Annotated in this window: 19 protein-coding genes; 12 read left to right on the top strand and 7 right to left on the bottom strand. The window is 65.7% G+C overall.

Annotation, left to right across the window (positions count from 1 at the left end; genetic code table 11):
• The first annotated feature begins 47 nt into the window (after positions 1–47).
• The 7 genes from N2603_RS43725 (at position 48) to N2603_RS43695 (ending at position 6,741) form a co-directional block, all read left to right on the top strand.
• Positions 48–1,061, top strand: a complete 1,014-nt coding sequence (locus N2603_RS43725) for an ABC transporter permease (protein ID WP_260387069.1) — start codon at positions 48–50, stop codon at positions 1,059–1,061.
• A gap of 221 nt (positions 1,062–1,282) precedes the next feature.
• Positions 1,283–2,182, top strand: coding sequence for an ABC transporter permease (locus N2603_RS43720; protein ID WP_260387068.1), 900 nt, complete (start codon positions 1,283–1,285; stop codon positions 2,180–2,182).
• Positions 2,183–2,273: 91 nt separating this feature from the next.
• Complete coding sequence (locus tag N2603_RS43715; RefSeq protein WP_260387067.1) at positions 2,274–4,019, top strand: dipeptide ABC transporter ATP-binding protein; 1,746 nt, start codon at positions 2,274–2,276, stop codon at positions 4,017–4,019.
• 19 nt (positions 4,020–4,038) lie between these two features.
• Complete coding sequence (locus N2603_RS43710) at positions 4,039–4,218, top strand: DUF4089 domain-containing protein (RefSeq protein WP_018644466.1); 180 nt, start codon at positions 4,039–4,041, stop codon at positions 4,216–4,218.
• Positions 4,219–4,225: 7 nt separating this feature from the next.
• A complete protein-coding gene (locus tag N2603_RS43705; protein ID WP_260387066.1) occupies positions 4,226–5,620 on the top strand; it encodes an AtzE family amidohydrolase in 1,395 nt (464 codons plus the stop codon).
• 1 nt (position 5,621) lies between these two features.
• The gene (hpxZ, locus tag N2603_RS43700) at positions 5,622–6,014 is read left to right on the top strand and encodes an oxalurate catabolism protein HpxZ (RefSeq protein ID WP_018644468.1); all 393 of its coding nucleotides are present in this window, start codon (positions 5,622–5,624) and stop codon (positions 6,012–6,014) included.
• A 4-nt stretch (positions 6,015–6,018) separates the two neighbouring features.
• A complete protein-coding gene (locus N2603_RS43695) occupies positions 6,019–6,741 on the top strand; it encodes a GntR family transcriptional regulator (RefSeq protein ID WP_211407793.1) in 723 nt (240 codons plus the stop codon).
• A gap of 109 nt (positions 6,742–6,850) precedes the next feature.
• On the opposite strand, the gene atzF is transcribed toward N2603_RS43695, so the two are convergent.
• Together atzF and N2603_RS43685 are read right to left on the bottom strand one after the other, a co-directional pair.
• On the bottom strand, positions 6,851–8,659 hold the full coding sequence (gene atzF, locus N2603_RS43690; protein ID WP_260387065.1) for an allophanate hydrolase: 1,809 nt from the start codon (positions 8,657–8,659) through the stop codon (positions 6,851–6,853).
• A gap of 193 nt (positions 8,660–8,852) precedes the next feature.
• A complete protein-coding gene (locus N2603_RS43685) occupies positions 8,853–9,347 on the bottom strand; it encodes a MarR family winged helix-turn-helix transcriptional regulator (RefSeq protein ID WP_260387064.1) in 495 nt (164 codons plus the stop codon).
• Between the two features lie 149 nt (positions 9,348–9,496).
• Here N2603_RS43685 and N2603_RS43680 point away from each other — a divergent pair, with 149 nt between their 5' ends.
• Positions 9,497–11,347: a feruloyl-CoA synthase gene (locus N2603_RS43680; protein WP_260387063.1), complete on the top strand. Its 1,851-nt coding sequence runs from the start codon at positions 9,497–9,499 to the stop codon at positions 11,345–11,347.
• Between the two features lie 337 nt (positions 11,348–11,684).
• Here N2603_RS43680 and N2603_RS43675 read toward each other — a convergent pair whose 3' ends face one another.
• Positions 11,685–12,191 (bottom strand): MarR family winged helix-turn-helix transcriptional regulator, encoded by a 507-nt coding sequence (locus N2603_RS43675; protein WP_018644473.1) that lies wholly within the window; start codon positions 12,189–12,191, stop codon positions 11,685–11,687.
• An 83-nt stretch (positions 12,192–12,274) separates the two neighbouring features.
• Here N2603_RS43675 and N2603_RS43670 point away from each other — a divergent pair, with 83 nt between their 5' ends.
• From N2603_RS43670 to N2603_RS43660, 3 genes are read left to right on the top strand one after another with little or no spacing between them, the layout of a single operon-like run.
• Complete coding sequence (locus N2603_RS43670) at positions 12,275–13,483, top strand: cytochrome P450 (RefSeq protein WP_260387062.1); 1,209 nt, start codon at positions 12,275–12,277, stop codon at positions 13,481–13,483.
• 12 nt (positions 13,484–13,495) lie between these two features.
• The gene (locus N2603_RS43665) at positions 13,496–13,819 is read left to right on the top strand and encodes a 2Fe-2S iron-sulfur cluster-binding protein (RefSeq protein ID WP_260387061.1); all 324 of its coding nucleotides are present in this window, start codon (positions 13,496–13,498) and stop codon (positions 13,817–13,819) included.
• A 50-nt stretch (positions 13,820–13,869) separates the two neighbouring features.
• A complete protein-coding gene (locus tag N2603_RS43660) occupies positions 13,870–15,081 on the top strand; it encodes an ABC transporter substrate-binding protein (RefSeq protein ID WP_026312218.1) in 1,212 nt (403 codons plus the stop codon).
• Positions 15,082–15,396: 315 nt separating this feature from the next.
• Here the strand turns inward: N2603_RS43660 and N2603_RS43655 are convergent, their stop codons facing one another.
• Entirely contained in the window at positions 15,397–16,659 is a 1,263-nt protein-coding gene (locus N2603_RS43655) for an NAD(P)/FAD-dependent oxidoreductase (RefSeq protein ID WP_260387060.1), read from the bottom strand.
• A gap of 310 nt (positions 16,660–16,969) precedes the next feature.
• Here N2603_RS43655 and N2603_RS43650 point away from each other — a divergent pair, with 310 nt between their 5' ends.
• Complete coding sequence (locus N2603_RS43650; RefSeq protein WP_026312219.1) at positions 16,970–18,142, top strand: ABC transporter substrate-binding protein; 1,173 nt, start codon at positions 16,970–16,972, stop codon at positions 18,140–18,142.
• Between the two features lie 74 nt (positions 18,143–18,216).
• Here the strand turns inward: N2603_RS43650 and N2603_RS43645 are convergent, their stop codons facing one another.
• The 3 genes from N2603_RS43645 to N2603_RS43635 are packed head-to-tail and all read right to left on the bottom strand — an operon-like array spanning position 18,217 to position 21,877.
• Positions 18,217–20,088: a bifunctional sugar phosphate isomerase/epimerase/4-hydroxyphenylpyruvate dioxygenase family protein gene (locus N2603_RS43645; protein ID WP_260387059.1), complete on the bottom strand. Its 1,872-nt coding sequence runs from the start codon at positions 20,086–20,088 to the stop codon at positions 18,217–18,219.
• On the bottom strand, positions 20,085–21,143 hold the full coding sequence (locus tag N2603_RS43640) for a Gfo/Idh/MocA family protein (protein WP_260387058.1): 1,059 nt from the start codon (positions 21,141–21,143) through the stop codon (positions 20,085–20,087). The genes N2603_RS43645 and N2603_RS43640 overlap by 4 nt, the downstream gene beginning before the upstream one ends.
• The gene (locus tag N2603_RS43635) at positions 21,140–21,877 is read right to left on the bottom strand and encodes an ABC transporter ATP-binding protein (RefSeq protein ID WP_260387057.1); all 738 of its coding nucleotides are present in this window, start codon (positions 21,875–21,877) and stop codon (positions 21,140–21,142) included. The genes N2603_RS43640 and N2603_RS43635 overlap by 4 nt, the downstream gene beginning before the upstream one ends.
• Positions 21,878–21,884 lie beyond the last annotated feature (7 nt).

The following is a 21,884-nucleotide window of genomic DNA, read 5'->3' as shown; positions in this document are numbered from 1 at the left end:
ACGCTCGCGGCTAGCAGCGTGCCCAACACGCGCACGAGGAACTCATCATGCTGACCATGATCGGCAAGCGCCTGATGTTTGCGATTCCCTCGCTGATCGGCGTCGTCATCGTCACCTTCCTGCTGACGCGTGCGCTGCCCGGTGATCCCGCCGCGTACTTCGCCGGCCCCGCGGCGACGAAGGAAGCCGTCGAGCAGATCCGGAAAAAACTCGGCCTCGACAGGCCGCTGATCGAGCAGTTCTTCCGCTACACCAACGACCTCGCCCATGGCGATTTCGGCAATTCGCTGACGACGGGCCAGCCGGTCGCCGCCGAGATCCGCAACCGCCTGCCGGCTTCCGCCGAACTGACACTGCTCGGCCTCATCGTCTCGATCGTCATCGCCATTCCGCTTGGTGTGCTGGCGGCGACACGACCGGGGTCATGGGTCGACCATCTCTGTCGTGTCACGACGACGGCCGGCGTGTCGCTGCCGGTGTTTTTCACCGGCCTCGTGCTGGTCTATGTCTTCTATTTCCGCCTCGGCTGGTCGCCCGCGCCGCTCGGCCGCCTCGACGTGTTCTACAGTGCGCCGCCGACAATCACCGGCTTCTATCTGATCGACACCCTGATCGCGCGTGACCTCGAGGCGTTCCGCTCGGCGCTGAGCCAGCTCATCCTGCCCGCAACGACGCTCGCGATCTTCTCGCTGGCGCCGATCGCGCGCATGACGCGCGCGTCCATGCTGGCGGTGCTCGCCTCCGAATTCGTTCGCACCGCGCGCGCCAGCGGCCTGTCGCCGGCGACCGTCATCGTCACCTATGCCTTCCGCAACGCGATGCTGCCGGTCATCACCACGCTCAGCATGGTGTTCTCGTTCCTCCTGGGCGCCAACGTGCTGGTCGAGAAAGTGTTCGCCTGGCCCGGCATCGGCTCCTACGCAGTGGAAGCGCTGATCTCGTCGGACTTCGCACCGGTGCAGGGCTTCGTGTTGACCATGGCGGTGATGTACGTGCTGCTCAATCTCGTGATCGACATTCTCTATGGCGTGATCGACCCGCGCGTGCGGCTGGAGGGCTAGCGCATGATGATCGCGTCTGGTTTCAGCCGTGCGGATGGTGCGCTCCCTCCCCCGCTCGCGGGGGAGGGCTGGGGAGAGGGTGTCTCCGCAATCGATAGCCCCCAAGAGGAGAGAGCCCTCACCCGCGCCTTCGGCGCGACCTCTCCCGCAAGCGGGAGAGGTGAAGCAAGCTCCCGGCTCGTCGATTCGTCCCAACTTCATGAAGCTCCAGGAGTGAAACCATGAGCTCCGTTGCGCCTGCTGTTGAACCCGTCGGTCCCGCACGCACTTCGGGACTGGTCGCGATCCTCGAACAGACCCGCTACGTTCTCAGCGAGAACAAGGTCACCGGCTTCGCCTTCGCGCTGCTGATCGTGATCCTGATCGCCGCGATCTTCGGCCCCTATGTGGTGCCGTATGATCCGCTCGCCTCCGACACGGCGGCGGCACTGAAGCCACCCTCGGCCGCGCACTGGTTCGGCACCGACCAGTTGGGCCGCGACATCTTCAGCCGTGTCGTGGTCGCGACGCGGCTCGATACGTTCATCGCCATCGCCTCGGTCGTGCTGGTGTTCCTGATGGGCGGCCTTGCCGGCATCGCCGCAGGCTATTTCGGCGGCTGGACCGATCGCATCGTCGGCCGCATCGCCGACACCATCATGGCGTTCCCGCTGTTCGTGCTGGCCATGGGCATCGTCGCCGCGCTCGGCAACACCGTGCAGAACATCATCCTCGCCACCGCGATCGTGAACTTCCCGCTCTATGCCCGCGTCGCGCGCGCCGAGGCCAATGTCCGCCGCAATGCCGGCTTCGTGCAGGCCGCGCGGCTCTCGGGCAACGGCGAATTCCGCATCCTGCTGGTGCACATCCTGCCGAACATCATGCCGATCATGATCGTGCAGATGTCGCTGACCATGGGCTACGCCATCCTCAATGCCGCGGGCCTGTCCTTCATCGGCCTCGGCGTCCGTCCGCCGACGGCGGAATGGGGCATCATGGTCGCCGAAGGCGCCGGCTTCATGGTCTCGGGCGAATGGTGGATCGCGCTGTTCCCGGGCCTTGCCCTGATGATCGCCGTGTTCTGCTTCAACCTCCTCGGCGACGGCCTGCGCGACATCGTCGACCCCCAACGGAGGACGTGATGGCTGTTCCCGGGTCGAAATTCATCAGTGAAATCAATCCCTTTCTACTGTGTATGGGGTTGTTTTCGACCTTTTTGATTGGCAGGCACCGATGACCGCCCAGCCGCTCCTCGACGTCCAGGACCTCACGGTTGAATTCACCACCCGCCGCGGCATCGTCAAGGCGGTGCAGCACGTCAACATCTCAGTCGCCAAGGGCGAGACGCTGGCGATCGTCGGCGAGTCCGGCTCCGGCAAGTCGGTGACCTCCTACGCCGTGATGCGCATCCTCGACCGCGCCGGCAAGATCGCCGAGGGTTCGGTGATGTTCTCCGGCATCGACGTGAAGGCTGCGACCGAAGACCAGATGCGCGACCTGCGTGGCCGCGAAGTCTCGATGATCTTCCAGAACCCGCGTGCGGCACTGAATCCGATCCGCAAAGTCGGCGACCAGATCGAGGACGTCTTGCGCACCCATGTGCAGCAGGCCCAGGTCGCCGACCACGGCGAGAAAGCGATCGAAGCGCTGGAGCAGGTCAAGATCGCCCGCCCGCGCGAGCGCTACCACGCCTATCCGTTCGAGCTCTCCGGCGGCATGTGCCAGCGCGTCGTCATCGCGCTCGCGCTCGCCTGCAATCCGCAGCTGCTGATCGCGGATGAACCGACGACGGGTCTCGACGTCACTACGCAGAAGGCGGTGATGGACCTGATCGTCGAACTGACAAAACGCCGTGCGATGTCCACCATCCTGATCACGCACGATCTCGGCCTTGCCGCCGCCTATTGCGACCGCGTCGTGGTGATGGAGAAGGGCCGGGTGGTCGAGACCGCCAAGGCCGCCGACATCTTTGCGAGCCCGCAGCACCCCTACACCAAGAAGCTGATGCGCGCGACGCCGCGGCTTGGTGTGAGCCTGCGCGATCTGTTGCCGGAAGAGGAGATCGCGTCTCCGTCCGCATCCGTCATGGCCGGGCCTGAGCCGGCCATCCATCACGCCTCGCAAGATGGCGCGAAGAGCGAGACGCCCCTCCTCCTCATCGACAAGCTCGTCAAGGAATATCCCCGCCAGGGCGCCACCGCTGTGCTCGGCAAGCTGTTCAGCCGCAAGCCGCCGGTCGAGCCGGACGTGTTCCGCGCCGTCGACGGCATCAGCTTCACGATCGGCCATGGCGAGAGCGTCGGCTTGGTCGGCGAATCCGGCTGCGGCAAATCGACCACGTCGATGATGGTGATGCGGCTGCTCGACCAGACCTCCGGCCTGATCCAGTTCGACGGCGAGGACATCGGCGGCATCCAGCCGGCCGCGTTTGCCCGCCTGCCGCAGCGCAGCCGCATCCAGATGGTGTTCCAGGATCCGACTGACAGCCTCAACCCGCGCTTCACCGCCGCGCGCGCCATCGCCGACCCGATCATGCAGCTCGGCGACATCAAGGGGCGCGACGCGCTCCGCGCCCGCTGCGAGGAACTGGCGACCATGGTCGGTCTGCCGCACAATCTGCTCGACCGCTTCCCGCACCAGCTATCCGGCGGCCAGAAGGCCCGCGTCGGCATTGCCAGAGCGATCGCGCTGCATCCCAAGCTGGTCATCCTGGACGAGCCGACCGCGGCGCTCGACGTCTCGGTGCAGGCCGTCGTGCTGAACCTGCTGCAGGATCTCAAGGCGCGGCTAGGTATGAGCTACCTGTTTGTCTCTCATGATTTGAATGTGGTGCGCTTGTTGTGCGATCGTGTCATTGTGATGCGGACGGGGCGGATCGTCGAGGAAGGCTCTTCCGAGCAGGTCCTCAGCGATCCCCAGGACGACTACACCAAGGAGCTGCTGACGGCGATTCCGCATCCGCCGTTGCCGGTGCACTGAGAGACTGTTTGGGAGCGTGATGGCCGAGCCGCTGGACGATTATATCGACGCCGTATCGAAAGCGCTGGCGCTGCCGGTCGAGGAGGCCTTCAGGCCAGCGGTCCGCGCCAATCTCGAAGTGTCGCTGCGGCTCGCCCGCCTCGTCGATGAATTCGCGCTGCCGGACGAGACCGAGCCGGCGCCGATCTTCACCGCCTGACGCTGCCATGACCGCCAAGCCAGAGATGAAGGCTGCCGACATCGCGAAAGCGGTGGCCGGCGGCCAATTGTCCGCGCTCGCCGCCACTGAAGCCGCGCTCGCGCGGATCAAGCAGCACGACACGGTCCTCAACGCCTTCACCGACGTCACCGCCGAGCGCGCCCGTGCCAAAGCGCGCGCGATCGATGCCGACATCGCCGCGGGCAAGAAAGTCGGCCCGCTCGCCGGCGTGCCCTTCGCGGTGAAGAACCTCTTTGACGTCGCTGGCCTCTCGACGCGCGCAGGCTCGAAGATCAACCGTGACCTCGCGCCGGCCAAGCGCGATGCGACCCTGATTGAACGCATGGAAGCCGCCGGCGCCGTCCTCGTCGGCGCGCTCAACATGGGCGAATACGCCTACGACTTCACCGGTGAGAACATCCATGACGGCCCCTCGCGCAATCCGCATGACACGACGCGGATGAGCGGCGGCTCCTCCGGCGGCTCGGGCAGCGCCGTCGGCGGCGCGCTGGTGCCGATTGCGCTCGGCTCCGACACCAACGGCTCGATCCGCGTGCCGGCCTCGTTCTGCGGCATCTTTGGCCTGAAGCCGACCTACGGCCGGCTGTCGCGGGCGCGCTCATTCCCGTTCGTGGCGAGCCTCGATCATCTCGGCCCGTTCGCGCGCTCGGTCACCGATCTCGCGCTGGCCTATGACGCGATGCAGGGAGCGGATGCAGACGACGGCGCCTGCACCACGCGCGGGTTGGAGCCGACGCTGCCGCTGCTCGCCAACCCGATCTCAGCCCTGCGCGTCGCGATCGCCGGCGGTCACTTCCAGAAGAATGTGTTTCCGGAAGCCGTCGAAGCCGTCAGCCGTGTTGCCAAGGCGCTGGGTGCAACGCAAGTGGTCGATGTCCCCGAAGCATCGCGCGCCCGCGCGGCGGCTTATGTGATCACCACCACCGAAGGCGCCTCGCTGCATCTCGACCGCCTGCGCAAGCGCCCGAACGATTTCGATCCGGCCGTGCGCGACCGGTTGATCGCGGGGGCGATGGTGCCTGCGCCGATGGTCGATCGCGCGCAAAAATTCCGCCGCTGGTATCGCGCGCAACTCGCCGAGATCTTCAGATCGGTCGACGTTCTGATCGCGCCGGCGACGCCGTGCACCGCGCCAAAACTCGGCCAGGTCAATTTCAATCTCGACGGCGTTGAATTGCCGGTGCGTGCCAATATCGGCATCCACACCCAGCCGATCTCCTTCATCGGCCTGCCGGTCGTTGCCGTGCCGGTGCCGCTCGAGCCAATGCCGATCGGCGTGCAGATCATTGCCGCGCCCTGGCGCGAGGATATTGCGCTGCGTGTCGCATATGCCCTGGAACAGATGGGCGTCGTATCCGCGCCCGCGCCGAGAGGATTCTGAAATGGAGATCGATCTCCCCGAGGTGATCGCGGAAGTCAAAGCCGCGTTCGAGCGCTATGAGCAGGCCCTCGTCAGCAACGACGTCGCCGTGCTGGGCGAACTGTTCCGCAACGACCCCCGCACCCTGCGCTACGGCATCGGCGAGAACCTCTACGGCTACGAGGCGATCTCCGGATTCCGTGCCGGCCGCTCGCCGGTCGGCCTGAATCGCCGCACCGCGAAAACCGTCATCACCAGCTATGGCCGCGACGCGGCCGTGGCCTCCACCTTGTTCTATCGCGACACGGCGCCCGGCAAGGTCGGCCGGCAGATGCAGACGTGGATTCGTTTCCCGGAGGGCTGGCGTGTCGTCGCTGCCCATGTCAGCATCATCGACGAGCCGAAAGAGACCTGACCGAATGACGCTTGACGATCTTCCGCCCGGGACACTGCCGGCCGAGCCGGTGGTGCCCCGCGTCGACCGGGCACTGCCGTCGGTGCAGAAGGTCACGCGCGCCGAGGAGCTGCGTCTTCAGCTTGCCGACGAGATCGTGCGTGGAACCCTGGCGCCAGGCTCGCCGCTGGACGAGACCGACATCGCGCGGCGCTTCAGCGTGTCGCGAACCCCGGTGCGTGAGGCGCTGCGGCAACTGGTGGCGAGCGGCCTGGTCGAGGCGCGGCCCCATCGCGGCGCGGTGGTCGCGCAGCCCTCGATCGACCGTTTGAAAAGCATGTTCGAGGCGATGGCCGAGCTCGAGGCGCTGTGCGCCGGCCTTGCCGCCGAGCGCATGTCCCCCGCCGAGCGCCATGCGCTCGAGGCCGTCCACGAAGAGCTGCGGCTCTTGAGCTACGCCGGCAATCCCGAGCGCTTCCACGAGGTCAACGAGCGCTTCCACAACACGATCTATGCGGGCTCGCAGAACGGCTACATCGCCGAGATCACGCTGGCGACGCGCGTGCGCGTACAGCCGTTCCGCCGCGCCCAGTTCCGCAACCTCGGCCGCCTCGCCAAGTCGCAGGCCGAGCACGACCGCGTCGTCGTCGCCATCATGCGCGGCGACAAGCAGGGCGCCGCCGCCGCGATGCGCGCGCATATCGAATTGGTGCGCGGGGAGTATGAGATCTACGCGGTGTCGGTGTAGGGCCGCACGCGCGGTGCCGTAGGGTGGGCAAAGGCGCAAAGCGCCGTGCCCACCATCCCTTAATTGATGGTGATGGTGGGCACGCTTCGCTTTGCCCACCCTACGAGACCTAGGCCGTGGCCGCTTCCGCCATGAACTTCCGCCAGCCGCCGTACGCGGTGATATCTCGCGCCTCGCCCAGCACCTCCGGCTCGACGAGAAATCCCTTCACGCTGCGGCCGTCGGCGAGTCTGATCGTGCCGATCGCCATCGGCGCGGGAATCGCGTTGACGAACTTGCCGAAGGCGGACGACGACAGCGACCAGATCTCCAGCTCGATCGACGCGCCCTTGCCGGCTTCCACGCGCAGCAGGCCCGGCTTCGGCGGCGTGGTCTGAAGCGCGTAGAGCTTGTAGTCCGGCGCCGTCTTTGTCGCCTCGATCAGCTTTCCGCTCAACGCCTTCAACTCGCCGTTCAGCGCCATCCCGGACAGATGCGCGCCGACCACTGCGATTGGAATCTCGTCGACGCTGCCTGCAGGGAGCGGGGCGAGCGCAGACTGCGCGACGCCGTTTGCACCAACTGTCAGCTTCGTATCCGCATGGAACACTCGGCCGATGCTCGCAAGCAGCGCATCGCGTCCGGCCGGCGCGAGCAGCGTGATGCCGAACGGTACGCCGTCGCTGCGCATTGATGCCGGCACCGCGAGGCCGCAGAGGTCGAGCAGATTCACAAAGTTGGTGTAGGTGCCGAGCCGGCTGTTGAGCTCGATCGGATTGGCGAGCACCTGCGCGGTCGTATAGGCCGTCGGGGCAGTCGGCAGCACCAGCGCGTCGATGTTCGCAAACGTGCGCTCGGCGATCTTGCGCAGGCCCTGCAGGCGATAGAGCGCGGAGAAGGTCTCCGCCGCGGTCAGCCGCGCGCCGGCCGCAGTGATCTCGCGTGTGACTGAATGGATTGCGTCAGGCGCGGACGCCAGCAGATTCTTGATCACGAGATAGCGCTCGGCGACCCAGGGACCTTCATACAGCAGCCGCGCCGTCTCGTAGAACGGCTCGAGGTCGAACTCGACCAGATCAGCGCCAAGCGCGGTCCAGCGCTTCAGCGCATCGCCGTAAGCAGCTTCCGCCTTCTTGTCGCCGAAGAAGATCAGCTGTCCGTTGCGCGGTACGCCGAGGCGCAAATTCGCAGGGAACGGCGTAAGCGCGCCAAGCGGCCGGTCGCGCGAAAAGGGATCGGCCTGGTCGGGGCCGGCCATCACCGACAGCGCGAGCGCAGAGTCGTCCACCGTCAAGGCGAACACCGAGATGCAGTCGAGCGTGCGACAGGCCGGCACGAGGCCCGCGGTCGAGATCATGCCGAGGCTCGGCTTCAGCCCGACAATGTTGTTGAGCATCGCCGGCACGCGACCCGAGCCGGCAGTGTCCGTGCCGAGCGACAGTGGGACCAGCCCGGCGCCGACGGCGCTCGCCGATCCCGAGCTCGATCCGCCGGGAATGAGGTCTTCGCGAATTGAATTCCTGGGGATGCCATAAGGCGAGCGCACGCCGACGAGGCCGGTTGCGAACTGGTCGAGATTGGTCTTGCCGATGATGATGGCGCCCGCCGCGCGCAGGCGCTCCACGGCGGTGGAGTCATGCGTCGGGGTGTAGGAGAAGGCGGGACAAGCGGCGGTGGTCGGAAAGCCCAGCGCGTCGATATTGTCCTTCACCGCGACCGGCACGCCATAGAGCGGCAGGCTGGCCGCATCCGCGCGGGCGGCGAGCTTCTCGGCTTCGGCGATCGCATCCTTCTCGTCGCGCAGGCTGATGAACACGGCCGGATCGTTGTGGTCGCGGATGCGCTGGTAGGTCCGTGCGATCGTCTCTGCCGGCGTCATCGTCCCCGCGCGATGCGCGGCCACAATCGCGGCGATCGTTTCAGGCTGCTCAGCCCCCATGGCGTCCAAACTCCGGCAACATGCTTCACCCGGATTGAAGCAAGCGATGTGCCATTGTGTACAGAATCCGGGCAGAGCGCGTGCGCCGGATATTATCGTGGGATCAGTGAGTTGGGGGATATTTCGGCGGCACGGCAGGTGGCCGTGCCAGCGCCCTGTTACGGGCATCTGCATAAATATTGGGCGGGTTGGATCAGGTGAAGCCCGCGAGGATCCGAAGCAGCTGCTCCCGGTTCTCCTTGCCGATCTTGGCCTCGACATTTCGCTCGTGCTCGGCCGCCAGCCGCTTGAACTTCGCCAGCGCGGTGGCGCCCTGCGCGGTGAGGTGCAGCGCATGGGAGCGCCGGTCCGCCTTCGACTTGACCCGCTTCACGAGCTTGCGCTGTTCGAGGCTGTCGAGCAGGTGCACCAGCCGCGCGCGCTCGATGCCGAGGCGCTTTGCCACCGCCATCTGCGAGAGGCCGGGATTGGCGCCGATCACCGTCAGCACCGAATATTGCGTCGGTCGGATGTCGACATCGCCGAGCGTTCTGATGAAGTCCTGGAAGATCCAGATCTGGAAACGCCGCACCGCATAGCCCGCGTGGCCGACCAATGCGTCGAGGCCGATCTCCTCGGCGTCATTGCGCCGCACTGCGCCGTTGGTGGATCGTTTGCGCGGGGACGTCTGGGCTGCACTGGCTGTCACGTGGTGTCTCCTGCCGCGCAACCCTAGCGCCCGCCGGCGTCGAAGGAAAGATTGTTGTTGACGACAACAATTGTCATGCCCGACATTATGGCCAAAGCGGTCCGGAACGAGGCTGCGGCCGACCCGGCCTTCCGGGCGAGGAGGAAACCATGACAACCGCACCACGCGGTGACGCGTCAGATCTGTTCGCTGCGCCGAAAACCGTCGCCGACCATCGCGCCGACGGCAGCATCGTGTTGCGCTCGCCGGAACCCTTGCGCGAGAGCGCCCGCTGCATCGGGGACTGGCTGGAGCATTTTGCGCGGCAGACGCCCGGCAAGATCTTCCTCGCCGAGCGCGGCAATATTGAAGCGCCATGGACCACCGTCACCTACGCGCAGGCGCTGCGGCAGGTGCGCGGGGCGGCGTCATGGATCCTCGCGCAAGGCCTCAGCGCGGACCGCCCGCTCGCGATCCTCTCCGACAACAGCATCGACCACGCGCTGCTCGCGCTGGCCGCCCAGCATGTCGGCGTGCCATCGGCGGCGATCTCGCCAGCCTATTCGCTGATGTCGAAAGATTTCGACAAGCTCAAGAGCATGATCGCGCTGCTGGAGCCGGGCGCGATCTATGTCTCCGCGACCAAGCCGTTTGCGGCCGCGCTGGCTGCGATCAAGCCGCTGCACAAGGCGCAGGTCATCAGCGGCAATGCCGATGACGCCGATGTGCTCGCGTTCCGCAGCATCGCGGCAACGCCCGAGACCCCCGACGTCGCAAGGGCCTTCGCCGCAGTGACGCCGGATACGATCGCAAAATTCCTGTTCACCTCGGGCTCGACCGGTACGCCGAAAGCCGTCATCAACACCCAGCGCATGCTGACCTCGAGCCAGCAGGCCAAGGCGCAGACCTGGACCTTCCTCGATCAGGCGCGCGGCGATCTCGTCATTCTCGACTGGCTACCCTGGAGCCATACGTTCGGCGCCAATCACAATTTCAACCTCGTGCTGCGCAATGGCGGCTCGCTCTATATCGACGGCGGCAAGCCCGCGCCCGGCCTGTTTGCGACGTCGCTTGCCAATCTGAAAAGCGTGATGCCGACGGTCTATTTCAACGTGCCGCGCGGTTTCGACATGTTGATCGCGGCGCTGCGCGGTGAAGAAGATCTGCGCCGCCGCTTCTTCAGCGAGGTGAAGTTCGCCTTCTATGCCGGCGCGGCGCTGCCGCAGAATCTCTGGGACGCTCTCGAAGAGCTCTCCGTCGAGACCGTCGGCCGTGCGCTGCCGATGGTCTCGGCCTGGGGCTCGACCGAAACCTCGCCGCTCGCCACCGATTGTCATTTCCTCGCCGAGCGCTCCGGCAATATCGGGGTGCCCATTCCCGGCACCGAGCTGAAGCTCGTCCCGTCAGGCGACAAGCTGGAGGTGCGCGTGCGCGGCCCCAACGTCACGCCGGGCTACTGGAAGGCGCCCGAGCTCACCAAGCAGGCGTTCGACGAGGAGGGGTTTTATCTCATCGGCGATGCGGTGAAGCTTGCCGATAGCGCGCGGCCGGAGCGCGGCCTGTTCTTCGACGGCCGCGTCGCGGAGGACTTCAAGCTCAATTCCGGCACCTGGGTCAGTGTCGGCACGCTGCGCGTTGCCGGCATCGCCGCGCTGGCGCCGCTCGCGCAGGACATCGTCGTGTCGGGTCACGGCGGCGACGAGGTGCGCTTCCTGGTGTTTCCGAACATCGCGGCCTGCCGCGCCCATGCCGACCTGCCCGAGACGGCAGCGGTGAGCGATGTGCTGGGGCATGCCAAGGTCCGCAGCGCGATCGCGCAGGGTCTCGCAAAGCTGAAGCAGCAGAGCGCAAACTCCTCCGGCCATGCCGCACGCGCGCTTCTGCTCGCCGAGCCGCCATCGGTCGACGGCGGCGAGATCACCGACAAGGGCTACATCAACCAGCGCGCGGTGTTGACGCGGCGGGCGGATGCGGTGACGCGGCTGAATGATGATGCGTCGGCGGAGTGGATCGAGCTGTAAAGGGTAGAGGCTCTCTCCGTTCAAAGGCCCTCGTGCCCCGGACGCAGCGCAGCACGAAGTGATGCGCTGCAGAGCCGGGGCCCATTTGTCCTCGTGGGCGCTCCAGCCGGGACACGAGAGCTTCCAACCAACTAAGCCAGCCACCCTGTCGCATTATCGTGCCGATTCTTTTGTTGCCTAAGCAACTAATTTGTGCGAACCGTTCCAGACGAGGACGACGGCGGAGGAACTGTCGCGTCCGATCTCGGAGGAAACAATGCTCGGCAGGAATGGTGCCGCGGGCAAACGCGGGCGCATGCCTGAAGACGTCAGCACGACGCGCCCGCGGCGCGGCGCGTCAGCTGTAGCTGCTGTCGGTCACGGCGCCGAGATTCTCGTGCAGCCGGCGAAGCAGGTCGATCAGCACCTCGCGCTCGTCCTTGCTCAGGCAGGACAACAGGCGCCGCTCGCGCTCGAACGCCGCCACGATCACCTTGTCATGCGTGGCGCGGCCCCTTGCCGTCAGCGCGATCGAATGGGTGCGGCCGTCGTTGGGATCGGTGCGGATCGAGATCAGCCCGCGCTTCTCGAGACCCGCGAGCGTCCGGCTCACCGGGCCCTTGTCGAAGCCGATGACGTGGCAGATGCGCGAGGCGGGAATGCCGGGCTCGATCGCCAGCAGCGACATGATCCGCCATTCCGTGACGTTGACGCCGAACTGCTTCTGGTAGAACGCGGTCGCGCTGTTCGAAAGCTTGTTGGCAATGAAGGTGATGAACGCCGGTACGTAACGCTCGAGGTCGAGCGTCGGCCCCGCATCCGTGGGCGCGGGCTTCTGGCGGGCTCTGGTCGAGGACGGCGGCATATCGGGTTTCTGACTCGCGGCGTGCCGAAAGACCTAAGGGCAAGCGCCGCCCTTTCACAAGATCAAAATGAGGGAGGACTTCAATGAGCGCACCCGGCTCCGCCGTATCGGGCGTCCCGCATCTCGACGTCGATCCCTTCGACATGAAGTTTTTTGCCGACCCCTATCCCACGCATCAGCTGCTGCGGGAGGCGGGGCCGGTGGTCTATCTCGACAAGTGGAAGGTCTACGGCGTGGCGCGCTATGCCGAGGTCCATGCCGTGCTGAACGATCCCGCCACCTTCTGCTCCAGCCGCGGCGTCGGCCTGTCCGACTTCAAGAAGGAGACGCCGTGGCGGCCGCCGAGCCTGATCCTGGAGGCCGATCCGCCTGCGCACACCCGCACCCGCGCCGTGCTGTCAAAAGTGCTGTCGCCGACGGTGATGAAGCAGGTGCGCGACCGTTTTGCCGCCGCGGCGGAGGAACGGGTAGACGCGCTGATCGACAAGCGCAGCTTCGATGCAATCACAGACCTCGCCGAGGCCTATCCGCTGTCGATCTTTCCCGATGCGCTCGGGCTGAAGGCGGAAGGCCGCGAGCATCTCATTCCCTATGCCAGCGTCGTATTCAACGCCTTCGGCCCGCCCAACCAGCTGCGCCAGGAGGCGATCGAACGTTCGATGCCGCACCAGGCTTATGTCGCCGAGCAATGCCAGCGCGAGAACCTTGCGCCCGGCGGCTTTGGCGCCTGCATTCATGCACAGGCCGACGAGGGCGCCATCACGGCCACGGAGGCCCCGCTATTGGTGCGCTCGCTGCTGTCGGCGGGCCTCGATACCACCGTCAACGGCATCGGCGCGGCGGTCTATTGTCTCGCGCGCTTCTCCGATCAGTGGCAGCGCCTGCGCAATGATCTCTCGCTGGCGCGCGGTGCCTTCGAGGAGGCGGTGCGGTTCGAGAGTCCGGTGCAGACCTTCTTCCGCACCACCACGCGCGAGGTCGAGCTGTCAGGCGCGCGGATCGGCGAGGGCGAGAAGGTGCTGATGTTCCTCGCCGCCGCCAATCGCGATCCCAGGCGCTGGGACAGTCCTGACAATTACGACATCACCCGCCGCACCTCCGGCCATGTCGGCTTCGGCTCCGGCATCCACATGTGCGTCGGCCAGCTCGTCGCCCGCCTCGAAGGCGAGGTGATGCTGACGGCGCTGGCGCGGCGCATCGCGAAGATCGAGATCACGGGCGAGCCGAAGCGCCGCTTCAACAACACGCTGCGCGGGCTCGACAGCCTGCCTGTCACCATCACCCCGGCCTGACGAGGAGTCTTGATGCCCGCCATCACCTTCATTCATTCCGACGGCAAGTCCGACCGCATCGAGACCTCGCGCGGCGAGAGCGCCATGCAGGCCGCGACCCGCCACGGCCTCGACGGCATTTTGGCCGAATGCGGCGGCAATGCCATGTGCGCGACCTGCCACGTCTATGTCGACGAGATCTGGCTCGCGCGCCTGCCTGCGGTCACCGATGACGAGGACGCGCTGCTCGACGGCACCGCCGCCGAGCGGCGTCCGAACAGCCGGCTGTCCTGCCAGATCCACATCACGCCCGAACTCGACGGGCTGGTGCTGAAATTGCCGGAGCGGCAGGTCTGAATTTCGATGTGCCGGCAACGACCGGCAGCCAACAAACAGGGGAGGGAATGATGAAGCATCTGAAGTGGACGCTCGCGCTGGCCGCGAGCCTGGTGACCGGTGCGGCGAATGCCGAGATCTCGGATAACGTCGTGCGCATCGGCGTGCTCAACGATATCTCGGGCATCTTCCAGGACACCAATGGCATGGGTTCGGTCGAGGCCGCGCGCATGGCGGCGGAGGATTTCAACGGCGGGGCTAAGGGCATCAAGGTCGAGATCGTCTATGCCGATCACCAGAACAAGGCCGACGTCGGCAATGCCATCGCGCGCAAATGGCTCGACGTCGAGGGCGTCGATGCCATCGTCGATGTGCCGAATTCGGCCGTCGGCCTCTCCATCAACACGCTGCTGCGCGACAGCCGCATGACCTTCCTGGCCTCGTCCACGGCAAGCTCGGATCTCACCGGCAAGGCCTGCTCGCCCAACACCATCCAGTGGGTCAACGACACCTGGGCGACCGGCAACACCACGGCAGCCGCCATGGTCTCGCGCGGCGGCAAGGACTGGTACTTCCTCACGGTCGACTTCGCGCTCGGCAAGGGCATCGAGTCGGAAGCGCAGAAATACATCGAGACGCATGGCGGCAAGGTGATCGGCTCGTCAAAACATCCGCTCGGCACTTCCGATTTCGCGTCCTTCCTGTTGCAGGCGCAGAGCTCGAAGGCGCAAGTGATCGGGCTGGCCAACGCCGGAGGCGACACCATCAATGCGGTGAAGCAGGCCGCCGAGTTCGGCATCCAGCAGAGCGGGCAGAAGCTCGTCGCCTTCCTGCTCTTCATCAACGATGTCCACGGCATGGGCATCAAGGTCGCGCAGGGCCTCCAGCTCATGGAAGCCTTTTACTGGGACATGAACGACGATACCCGCGCGTTCGCCAAGCGTTTTGCCGCACGGCCCGGCATGAACGGCAAGATGCCGAGCGGCAATCAGGCCGGCGTTTATGCTTCCACGCTCGCCTATCTCAATGCGGTTGCGGCCACTGGCAGCGACAATGCCAAGGACGCCGTGCCCGAGATGAAGAAGTTCAAAGGCAAGGACAAGCTGTTCGGCGACACCACGATCCGCCGGGACGGCCGCGTCGTGCATCCGATGTACCTGTTCGAGGTGAAGAAGCCGGAGGAGTCGAAATATCCGTATGACTATTACAAGCTGGTCTCGACGATCCCGGCGGACCAGGCGTTCCGTCCGCTGGCGGAGGGCGGGTGCGAGCTGGTGAAGTAGGGGCTCTTCGCCTCTCCCCGCGTGCGGGGAGAGGCCGACGCGCTCCGAGCGATGCGGAGCATCGTCCGGTGCGTGGCGGGTGAGGGGGAGCTTCCGCGAGTCAGATGTTTGCGGGAACGTCGATCTTTCGACACGTCATTGCGAGCGCAGCGAAGCAATCCAGAATCCCTCCGCGGAAAGACTCTGGATTGCTTCGCTGCGCTCGCAATGGCGATGCGGAAATATCGATGAACTCCACTCTCACTGTCTCCGCGGAGAGATGCCCCTCACCCCAACCCTCTCCCCGTAAGAACGGGGAGAGGGGGAAGAGGCGGCCTACACCACTTTGCTCGACCCCTGCGTGATCAACCGCGCCGCTCGCTGGTCTCGCGAGTAGATCCAGAGCCAGCTCAGGGCGACGCTGAGACGGTGGCGGAGGCCGATCAGGAAGTAGATGTGGGCGATGCCCCAGATCCACCATGCGATGGTGCCGCGCAGCTTGACCTTGCCGAAATCGATGATCGCGAGCCGCTTGCCGATCTGCGCGAGGTTGCCGGAATGCTTGTAGCGGAACGGACCCGTCGCAGCGCCGCGCAGGCGCGCCTTGATGGTTTCGGCGACATGTCGGCCCTGCTGCTTGGCGGCCGGTGCGATGCCGGGCACCGGCTTGCCGTCCCAGGCGTTGATGCTGACGGTGTCGCCGATCGCGAAGATCTCGGGATGGCCTGGGATCGTCAGGTCGGCCTCGACCTGCACACGCCCGGCGCGATCGGCCGGCGCGCCCAGCCATTCGGCCGCGGGCGAGGCGCGTACGCCGGCGGCCCAGATCCTGGTCTTTGCCTCGAGCAGCTTGCCGCCGAACACGACGCCCTCGCGGTTGATCTCGGTGACGGCCTGTCCCAGCACGACCTCGACGCCGATCTTTTCCAGCGAGGCCTGCGCGTAAGCCGACAGCTCGTCGGGAAAGCCGGCGAGCACGCGCGGGCCGGCCTCGATCAGCACCACGCGCGCCTTGTGGGTGTCGATGTTGCGGAAGTCGGCGGGCAGGGTGTGATGCGCCATCTCGGCGATGGTGCCGGCGAGCTCGACGCCGGTCGGGCCGGCGCCGACGATGACGAAGGTCAATCGCGCGGCGCGCCGCTTCGGATCGGTCTCGCGCTCAGCGCGCTCGAACGCCACCAGGATGTGCCGGCGCAAGGTGGTCGCATCCTCCAGCGTCTTCAGCCCCGGCGCCCATGCCTCCCATTCGTCATGGCCGAAATAGGCGTGCCGCGCGCCGGTCGCGAGCACCAGCGTGTCGTAGGGCACCTCGCTGCCGTCGTCGATCAGCACGCAGCGCCGCTCGGCATCGACGCCGCTCACGGTGGCAAACAGCGTCGTCACCTCGCGCCGGTCACGCATCAAATGCCGGATCGGCCAGGCGATCTCGCTGGTCGCGAGCGAGGCAGTCGCGACCTGGTAGAGCAGCGGCTGAAACAGGTGGTGGTTGCGGCGGTCGATCAGCGTGATCTCGACCGGCGCACCCGCAAGTCGGTAGGTCGCCTCCAGCCCGCCGAAGCCGGCTCCGACGATGACGACGCGATGGGGATTTGTGGCCATGATGCACCCTCGAATCTCGCTGCTGCTCACCTTCATTTAAGTGCGGATCGGACGCCGCGGTCCAATAGCCGTCATCAATCGCCGCATAGGCCGGATGTATCGATCTGGCGCGAAAAAGCGCCGCAGGCTTGACCCGGCCTTGGCCGAAGTAAGTAGCATTATATTTCTTGCCATCCTCGATTGGGGCGAAATATGGTGCAGGGGCAGGCGCTGAGCCATTGGCGGCTCGACAGATTTTGCGTTCAATAGAGACAGACCCGGGGCGGCGATCACCCCGTTTCCGGGATCAATAATAAGGAGGGGAGTGGTTATGAGGACGGCATTCTGGCTGGCGGGCGCAGCGGCGCTGGTGCTGGCGAGCCCGGCATTCGCCGGCGACACCATCAAGATCGGTTTCGTCTCGACCTTCAGCGGCCCGACCGCCGTGATCGGCAACGACATGCGCAATTCCTTCGAGCTCGCGCTAGATCATCTCGGCCGCAAGATGGACGGCAAGCCGGTCGAGGTGATCTACGAGGATGACGGCCAGAAGCCCGATGTCGGCAAGCAGAAGACCGAGAAGCTGGTGCAGTCCGACAAGGTCGACTTCATCGTCGGCTACATCTGGTCGAACGTGCTCTTGGCCTCGCTCAAGACCGCCGTGGATTCGAAGACCTTCCTGATCTCGGCCAATGCCGGGCCGTCGCAGCTCGCCGGCGAGCTCTGCTCGCCTTACGTGTTCTCGACCTCGTGGCAAAACGACCAGACCCCGCAGGCCATGGGCCTCTACATGAACCAGAAGGGCGTCAAGAGCGTCTTCCTGATCGGGCCGAACTACGCGGCCGGCAAGGATATGCTCGCGGGCCTCAAGAACACCTTCAAGGGTGAGATCAAGGGCGAGGAATACACGGTCTGGCCGAGCCAGCTCGACTTCTCGGCCGAGCTCTCCAAGGCCCGCGCTTCCGGCGCCGAGTCGATCTTCGTGTTCTATCCCGGTGCCGCCGGCGTGCAGTTCCTCAATCAATATGCGCAAGCCGGGCTGAAGAGCACGATGCCGCTCTACACCGCCTTCACCGTCGACGAGCTGTCGCTGCCGCTGCAGAAGGAGAACGCGTTAGGGGTGCCCGGCGCGCAGGAATGGGTGAATGACCTGCCCAACGAGCAGAACAAGCGCTTCGTCGCCGACTACCGCAAGAAGTACACCGGCCTGCGTCCGACCTATTACGGTGCCCAGACCTATGACGCCGCCCAGCTCATCAACAGCGCTGTGGTTGCGGTGAAGGGCGACACCAGCAAGAAGGACGCGATGAAGGCCGAGATGGAGAAGGCCAACTTCAAGTCGCTGCGCGGCGCGTTCAAATACGGCAACAATCACATCCCGGTGCAGAGCTTCTATCTCCAGGACGTGGTCAAGGATGCCGATGGCCAGCTCGCGCTGAAGACGGTCGCGACGATCGTCGAGAACGACCAGGATCGCTTCCACGACAAGTGCGCGATGAAGTGAGCTGATGCTTCTTCCTCTCCCCGCATCCGCCTACGCTAAAGCTTCGGCGGACAAGCGCGGGGAGAGGCGAAGGCCTAGACCCTTGGCATGCTGACGGGGCGCACCTCGCGGGCCTGCGCTGCCAGCCTGATGCCGGCATTAGCGGCGCCAAAGCCCTGATAATTCCTGCGCTCGACGATCTCGAAGAAGAAGCGCTCGTCGAAGATGTGGGTGTAGACCTGGAAGAACTCGCTGTCGCCGTCGCGGTCGTAGAGGATGTGGTTGGCGCGCAGCTGCGCCATCAGCTCCGGAGCGAGGTCGTATTTGGCTTCGATGTCGTCGTAGTAGTTGTCGGGGATATCCAGGAAATCGGCGCCGCGCTTGCGCATCGCGGCGACGGTGGCAAAGATGTCCCGGCACGAGAACGCAACGTGCTGCACGCCTGAGCCAAAAAACTCCGAGATGAAGCGCGCCGGCAGGGTGCGGTTGGCGGAGGAGCCGTTGAGCACGAAGCGCAGGCTCTGGTCGGCGTTGATGATGGCCTGGCTCTGCACGAGGCCTCTGGGGTCGGCGATCTCCATCTGCGGCAGGCGCTTCAGGTCGAGGATGCCGGTGTAGAACAAGAGCCAGGACAGCATCTCGTCGTAAGGCATCGACTGCGCGATGTGGTCGACGGCGAGCAGGGCATCGGCGCTTGCGTCGCTCGGCACAGGTTCGAAATCGGTATCCCAGTTCTTGCCGGCCTGATCGAGGAAATAAAGCAGGCTGCCGCCGACGCCGTGGATCGCGGGGATCTCGAGCTCGCCCGGCCCGACCGGCTGGTAGAAGGTGCGCGCTTTCAGCGTCTCGGCCCGCTGCATGGCGAGGCCGGCATTGTCGACGTCGAGCGCGATCGCGCAGACGCCGGGGCCATGCGTCACGTAATGCGAATGTGCAAAGCCGTCGGTCTCGCAATTGATGACGAGCTCGATCTGGCCCTGCGACCAGCGCTCCACCGCCTTGCTGCGGTGCTTGCCGCTCCTGCGGAAGCCGAGCTGTGAAAACAGCCGGGCAAGCTCGCCCGCCTTGCTCTCGTTGACGGCAAACTCGATGAACCCCGTGCCGCGGCTCTTCGCCTTCGGCGCCAGCGGCTCGCCGGCAAATTTGGGCCAGTCCGGCACCAGCTGGTCTTCCAGCAGGATCAGCGAACGCAGGCCGTCGACCGCGGTCTGCGCGGCCGAGCCCGCGCGGAACTGGTCGTTGAAGATCTCCAGCGACAGCGGCCCGGCATAGCCGGTCGCCGCAATCGCTTGCATGAACTCGCCGACCGGCAGGTCGCCCTGGCCGGGGAAGGAGCGGAAGTGCCGGCTCCATGAGAGAATGTCGAGCTCGAGCTTCGGCGCGTCGGCGAGCTGGACCAGGAAGATCTTGTCGCCGGGAATCGAGGCCATGGCGCGGGTCGGAAAGCCCGGCGCCAGCGCATGAAAGCTGTCGAGGATGACGCCGATCGCGGGATGATCGGCGCGGCGCACGATCTCCCAGGCATCGCGGTAGTCGTTGACGTGGCGGCCCCAGGCCAGCGCCTCGTAGCCGACGCGCAGGCCACGTTTCGCAGCGCGCTCGCCGAGCTCGCGAAAATCGTCCGCGGCGCGGTCGATGCCGCCGAGCGAGGCGGGCGACACGTTGGAGCAGATCAGCAAGAGATCGGTGCCGAGCTCCTGCATCAGATCGAACTTGCGCTCCGCGCGGGCGAAATTGCGCGTGCGCTGCGGCTCCGGCATGCCCTCGAAATCGCGGAACGGCTGGAACGCGCAGATCTCGAGATTGAGGTCCTTGCACAGCTTTGCGATGTCGCGTGGACCTGCGCCGAACGACAGCAGATCGTTCTCGAAGATCTCGACGGCGTTGAAGCCGGCGGCGGCGATGGCGCGGAGCTTTTCGTCCAGCGCCCCCGAGAGAGAGACGGTCGCGATCGAGCGCTTGTTCATGCTGCCTGCTCCATGATCCGCCCCGGTGAAATTGTCTGGCCCGTGCGCGCAGCCTCGCTGACGGCTTCGACGACGGCGAGCGTTCCCATCGCGTCCTCGGCCGTGATCAACGGCTGCTCCTCGCCCCTGATCACCGCGCAGAAATGCCGGAGCTGCTCCACCAGTGGATCGAACGCCGGCGGCGCAATGGTCTCGCGCGACAGCGGCGCGTACCAGCCGGGCTGTTGCGCATAGGACCACAGTTCCATATTCGGCACGGAGAGCGATCCTCCTGTGCCGGAGAAGATGTAGCAGGGCTGATCCTGCCTGGGATAAGCGGGATTCTCTCCCGAGGAGAGCTCCCAGCTCCACGGCGCCGGCGTCGCATCCGACACGGTCACCGTCCCCAGCGCGCCACTCGCAAAGCGCAGCAGCAGCGCGGCGGTGTCCTCGACGGCGAAGCCCCGAACCTTGTTCGAGGTCAGCGCCTGCACCTCGGTGATCTCGCCGCAGATGAAGCGGAGGTTGTCGATGTCGTGGATGAGGTTGATGAGCAGCGGTCCGCCGCCTTGCTCGCGCCGCCACGCCACCTCGAAATAGTCGTCGGGCTTTTTGAGCAGCCACAGACCGACCACGGCGGTGAGCTGGCCGAGCTTGCCGGTCGTCACGGCCTCGCGCGCGGACTTGATGATCGGATTGTGCCGGCGGTGATGGCCGACCAGCATCGGCACACCGGTGCGCTTGACCGCGGCGCAGAGGCGCTGTGCGGTGGCAACCGTCTCCGTCACCGGCTTTTCGATCAGTGCCGGCACCCCCGCCGCCGCGCAATCGAGCGCCATCGGCAGGTGCAGCGTGTTGGGTGAGGCGATGACGAGGCCGTCGGGCTTCTCCTGCTCCAGCAGCGCGTGGTGGTCTGCATAACAGGCCACCTTGCGGGCTTGCGCATACTCCCTCGCAGCAGCCGAGGGGTCGGCAATGCCTGCGAGCTCGCAGTCCTGTGAGGCCTCGATCAGCTCGATATGGCGGCGACCGATCAGGCCGGCGCCGGCGACCGCAATGCGCATTGGCGCGCTCATGCCGCACTCTCCTCCATGGTGCCCCCCAGGAACAGTTGCCCGATGCGGGGATCATTCAGGATGCGCTCCGCCTTGTCGACCATGCGGGTCTGGCCGAGCTCGAGCACGATGCCGATGTCGGAGATCTCCAGCGCCGAGCGCGCATTCTGCTCGATCATCAGGATGGTGACGCCGCGGTCGCGCAAGCTCCTGAGGATGTCGAACGTCTGCTGCACCATCAGGGGCGACAGGCCGATCGAGGGCTCGTCGATCAGCACGAGCTTCGGTTCGAGCAGCAGCGATCGGGCGATCTCGAGCTGCTTCTGCTCGCCGCCGGAGAGCGTCGATGCCTGCTGTGCCGACTTGCGGCGCAGCGCCGGAAACAGATCGAGGGCTGCCTCGATCCGTTTGGGCAGGTCGATACCTTTCCCGGCCGAGACCCCGCCAAGCTCGATGTTGCTGCGGACAGAGAGCTCCGGGAAAATATTGCGGCCCTGCGGCACGTAGCAGATGCCGGCATTGAGCAGCGCGCGCTGGCTCAAGTTGGTGACATCGCGATTCGCGAAAGTGATCTTGCCTTCGCGCAGCTTGAGCAGGCCGAAGATCGCCTTGAACACGGTGGATTTGCCGGCGCCGTTGGGGCCGATGATGGTGGTGATGGTCGCCGGCGGCACCGAGAATGCGGTGCCGTTCAAGATCGTCATCTTGCCGTAGCCACCGACGAGATTGTGAACCGAGAGGATCGGATCGCTCATGGTCGGT

The sequence above is a fragment of the Bradyrhizobium huanghuaihaiense genome, assembly GCF_025200885.1.
GTDB classification, from domain to species: Bacteria; Pseudomonadota; Alphaproteobacteria; order Rhizobiales; family Xanthobacteraceae; genus Bradyrhizobium; species Bradyrhizobium huanghuaihaiense.
The sequence above is the reverse complement of the archived record's forward strand: the minus strand, read 5'-3'. Positions and strand labels throughout refer to the sequence as shown.

Bases quoted from the DNA above. Each gene is read 5' to 3' on its own strand.
- N2603_RS43725 (WP_260387069.1), top strand. From the start codon at position 48: ATGCTGACCATGATCGGCAAGCGCCTGATGTTTGCGATTCCCTCGCTG.
- N2603_RS43720 (WP_260387068.1), top strand. From the start codon at position 1,283: ATGAGCTCCGTTGCGCCTGCTGTTGAACCCGTCGGTCCCGCACGCACT.
- N2603_RS43715 (WP_260387067.1), top strand. From the start codon at position 2,274: ATGACCGCCCAGCCGCTCCTCGACGTCCAGGACCTCACGGTTGAATTC.
- N2603_RS43710 (WP_018644466.1), top strand. From the start codon at position 4,039: ATGGCCGAGCCGCTGGACGATTATATCGACGCCGTATCGAAAGCGCTG.
- N2603_RS43705 (WP_260387066.1), top strand. From the start codon at position 4,226: ATGACCGCCAAGCCAGAGATGAAGGCTGCCGACATCGCGAAAGCGGTG.
- hpxZ (WP_018644468.1), top strand. From the start codon at position 5,622: ATGGAGATCGATCTCCCCGAGGTGATCGCGGAAGTCAAAGCCGCGTTC.
- N2603_RS43695 (WP_211407793.1), top strand. From the start codon at position 6,019: ATGACGCTTGACGATCTTCCGCCCGGGACACTGCCGGCCGAGCCGGTG.
- atzF (WP_260387065.1), bottom strand. From the start codon at position 8,659: ATGGGGGCTGAGCAGCCTGAAACGATCGCCGCGATTGTGGCCGCGCAT.
- N2603_RS43680 (WP_260387063.1), top strand. From the start codon at position 9,497: ATGACAACCGCACCACGCGGTGACGCGTCAGATCTGTTCGCTGCGCCG.
- N2603_RS43675 (WP_018644473.1), bottom strand. From the start codon at position 12,191: ATGCCGCCGTCCTCGACCAGAGCCCGCCAGAAGCCCGCGCCCACGGAT.
- N2603_RS43670 (WP_260387062.1), top strand. From the start codon at position 12,275: ATGAGCGCACCCGGCTCCGCCGTATCGGGCGTCCCGCATCTCGACGTC.
- N2603_RS43665 (WP_260387061.1), top strand. From the start codon at position 13,496: ATGCCCGCCATCACCTTCATTCATTCCGACGGCAAGTCCGACCGCATC.
- N2603_RS43660 (WP_026312218.1), top strand. From the start codon at position 13,870: ATGAAGCATCTGAAGTGGACGCTCGCGCTGGCCGCGAGCCTGGTGACC.
- N2603_RS43655 (WP_260387060.1), bottom strand. From the start codon at position 16,659: ATGGCCACAAATCCCCATCGCGTCGTCATCGTCGGAGCCGGCTTCGGC.
- N2603_RS43650 (WP_026312219.1), top strand. From the start codon at position 16,970: ATGAGGACGGCATTCTGGCTGGCGGGCGCAGCGGCGCTGGTGCTGGCG.
- N2603_RS43645 (WP_260387059.1), bottom strand. From the start codon at position 20,088: ATGAACAAGCGCTCGATCGCGACCGTCTCTCTCTCGGGGGCGCTGGAC.
- N2603_RS43640 (WP_260387058.1), bottom strand. From the start codon at position 21,143: ATGAGCGCGCCAATGCGCATTGCGGTCGCCGGCGCCGGCCTGATCGGT.
- N2603_RS43635 (WP_260387057.1), bottom strand. From the start codon at position 21,877: ATGAGCGATCCGATCCTCTCGGTTCACAATCTCGTCGGTGGCTACGGC.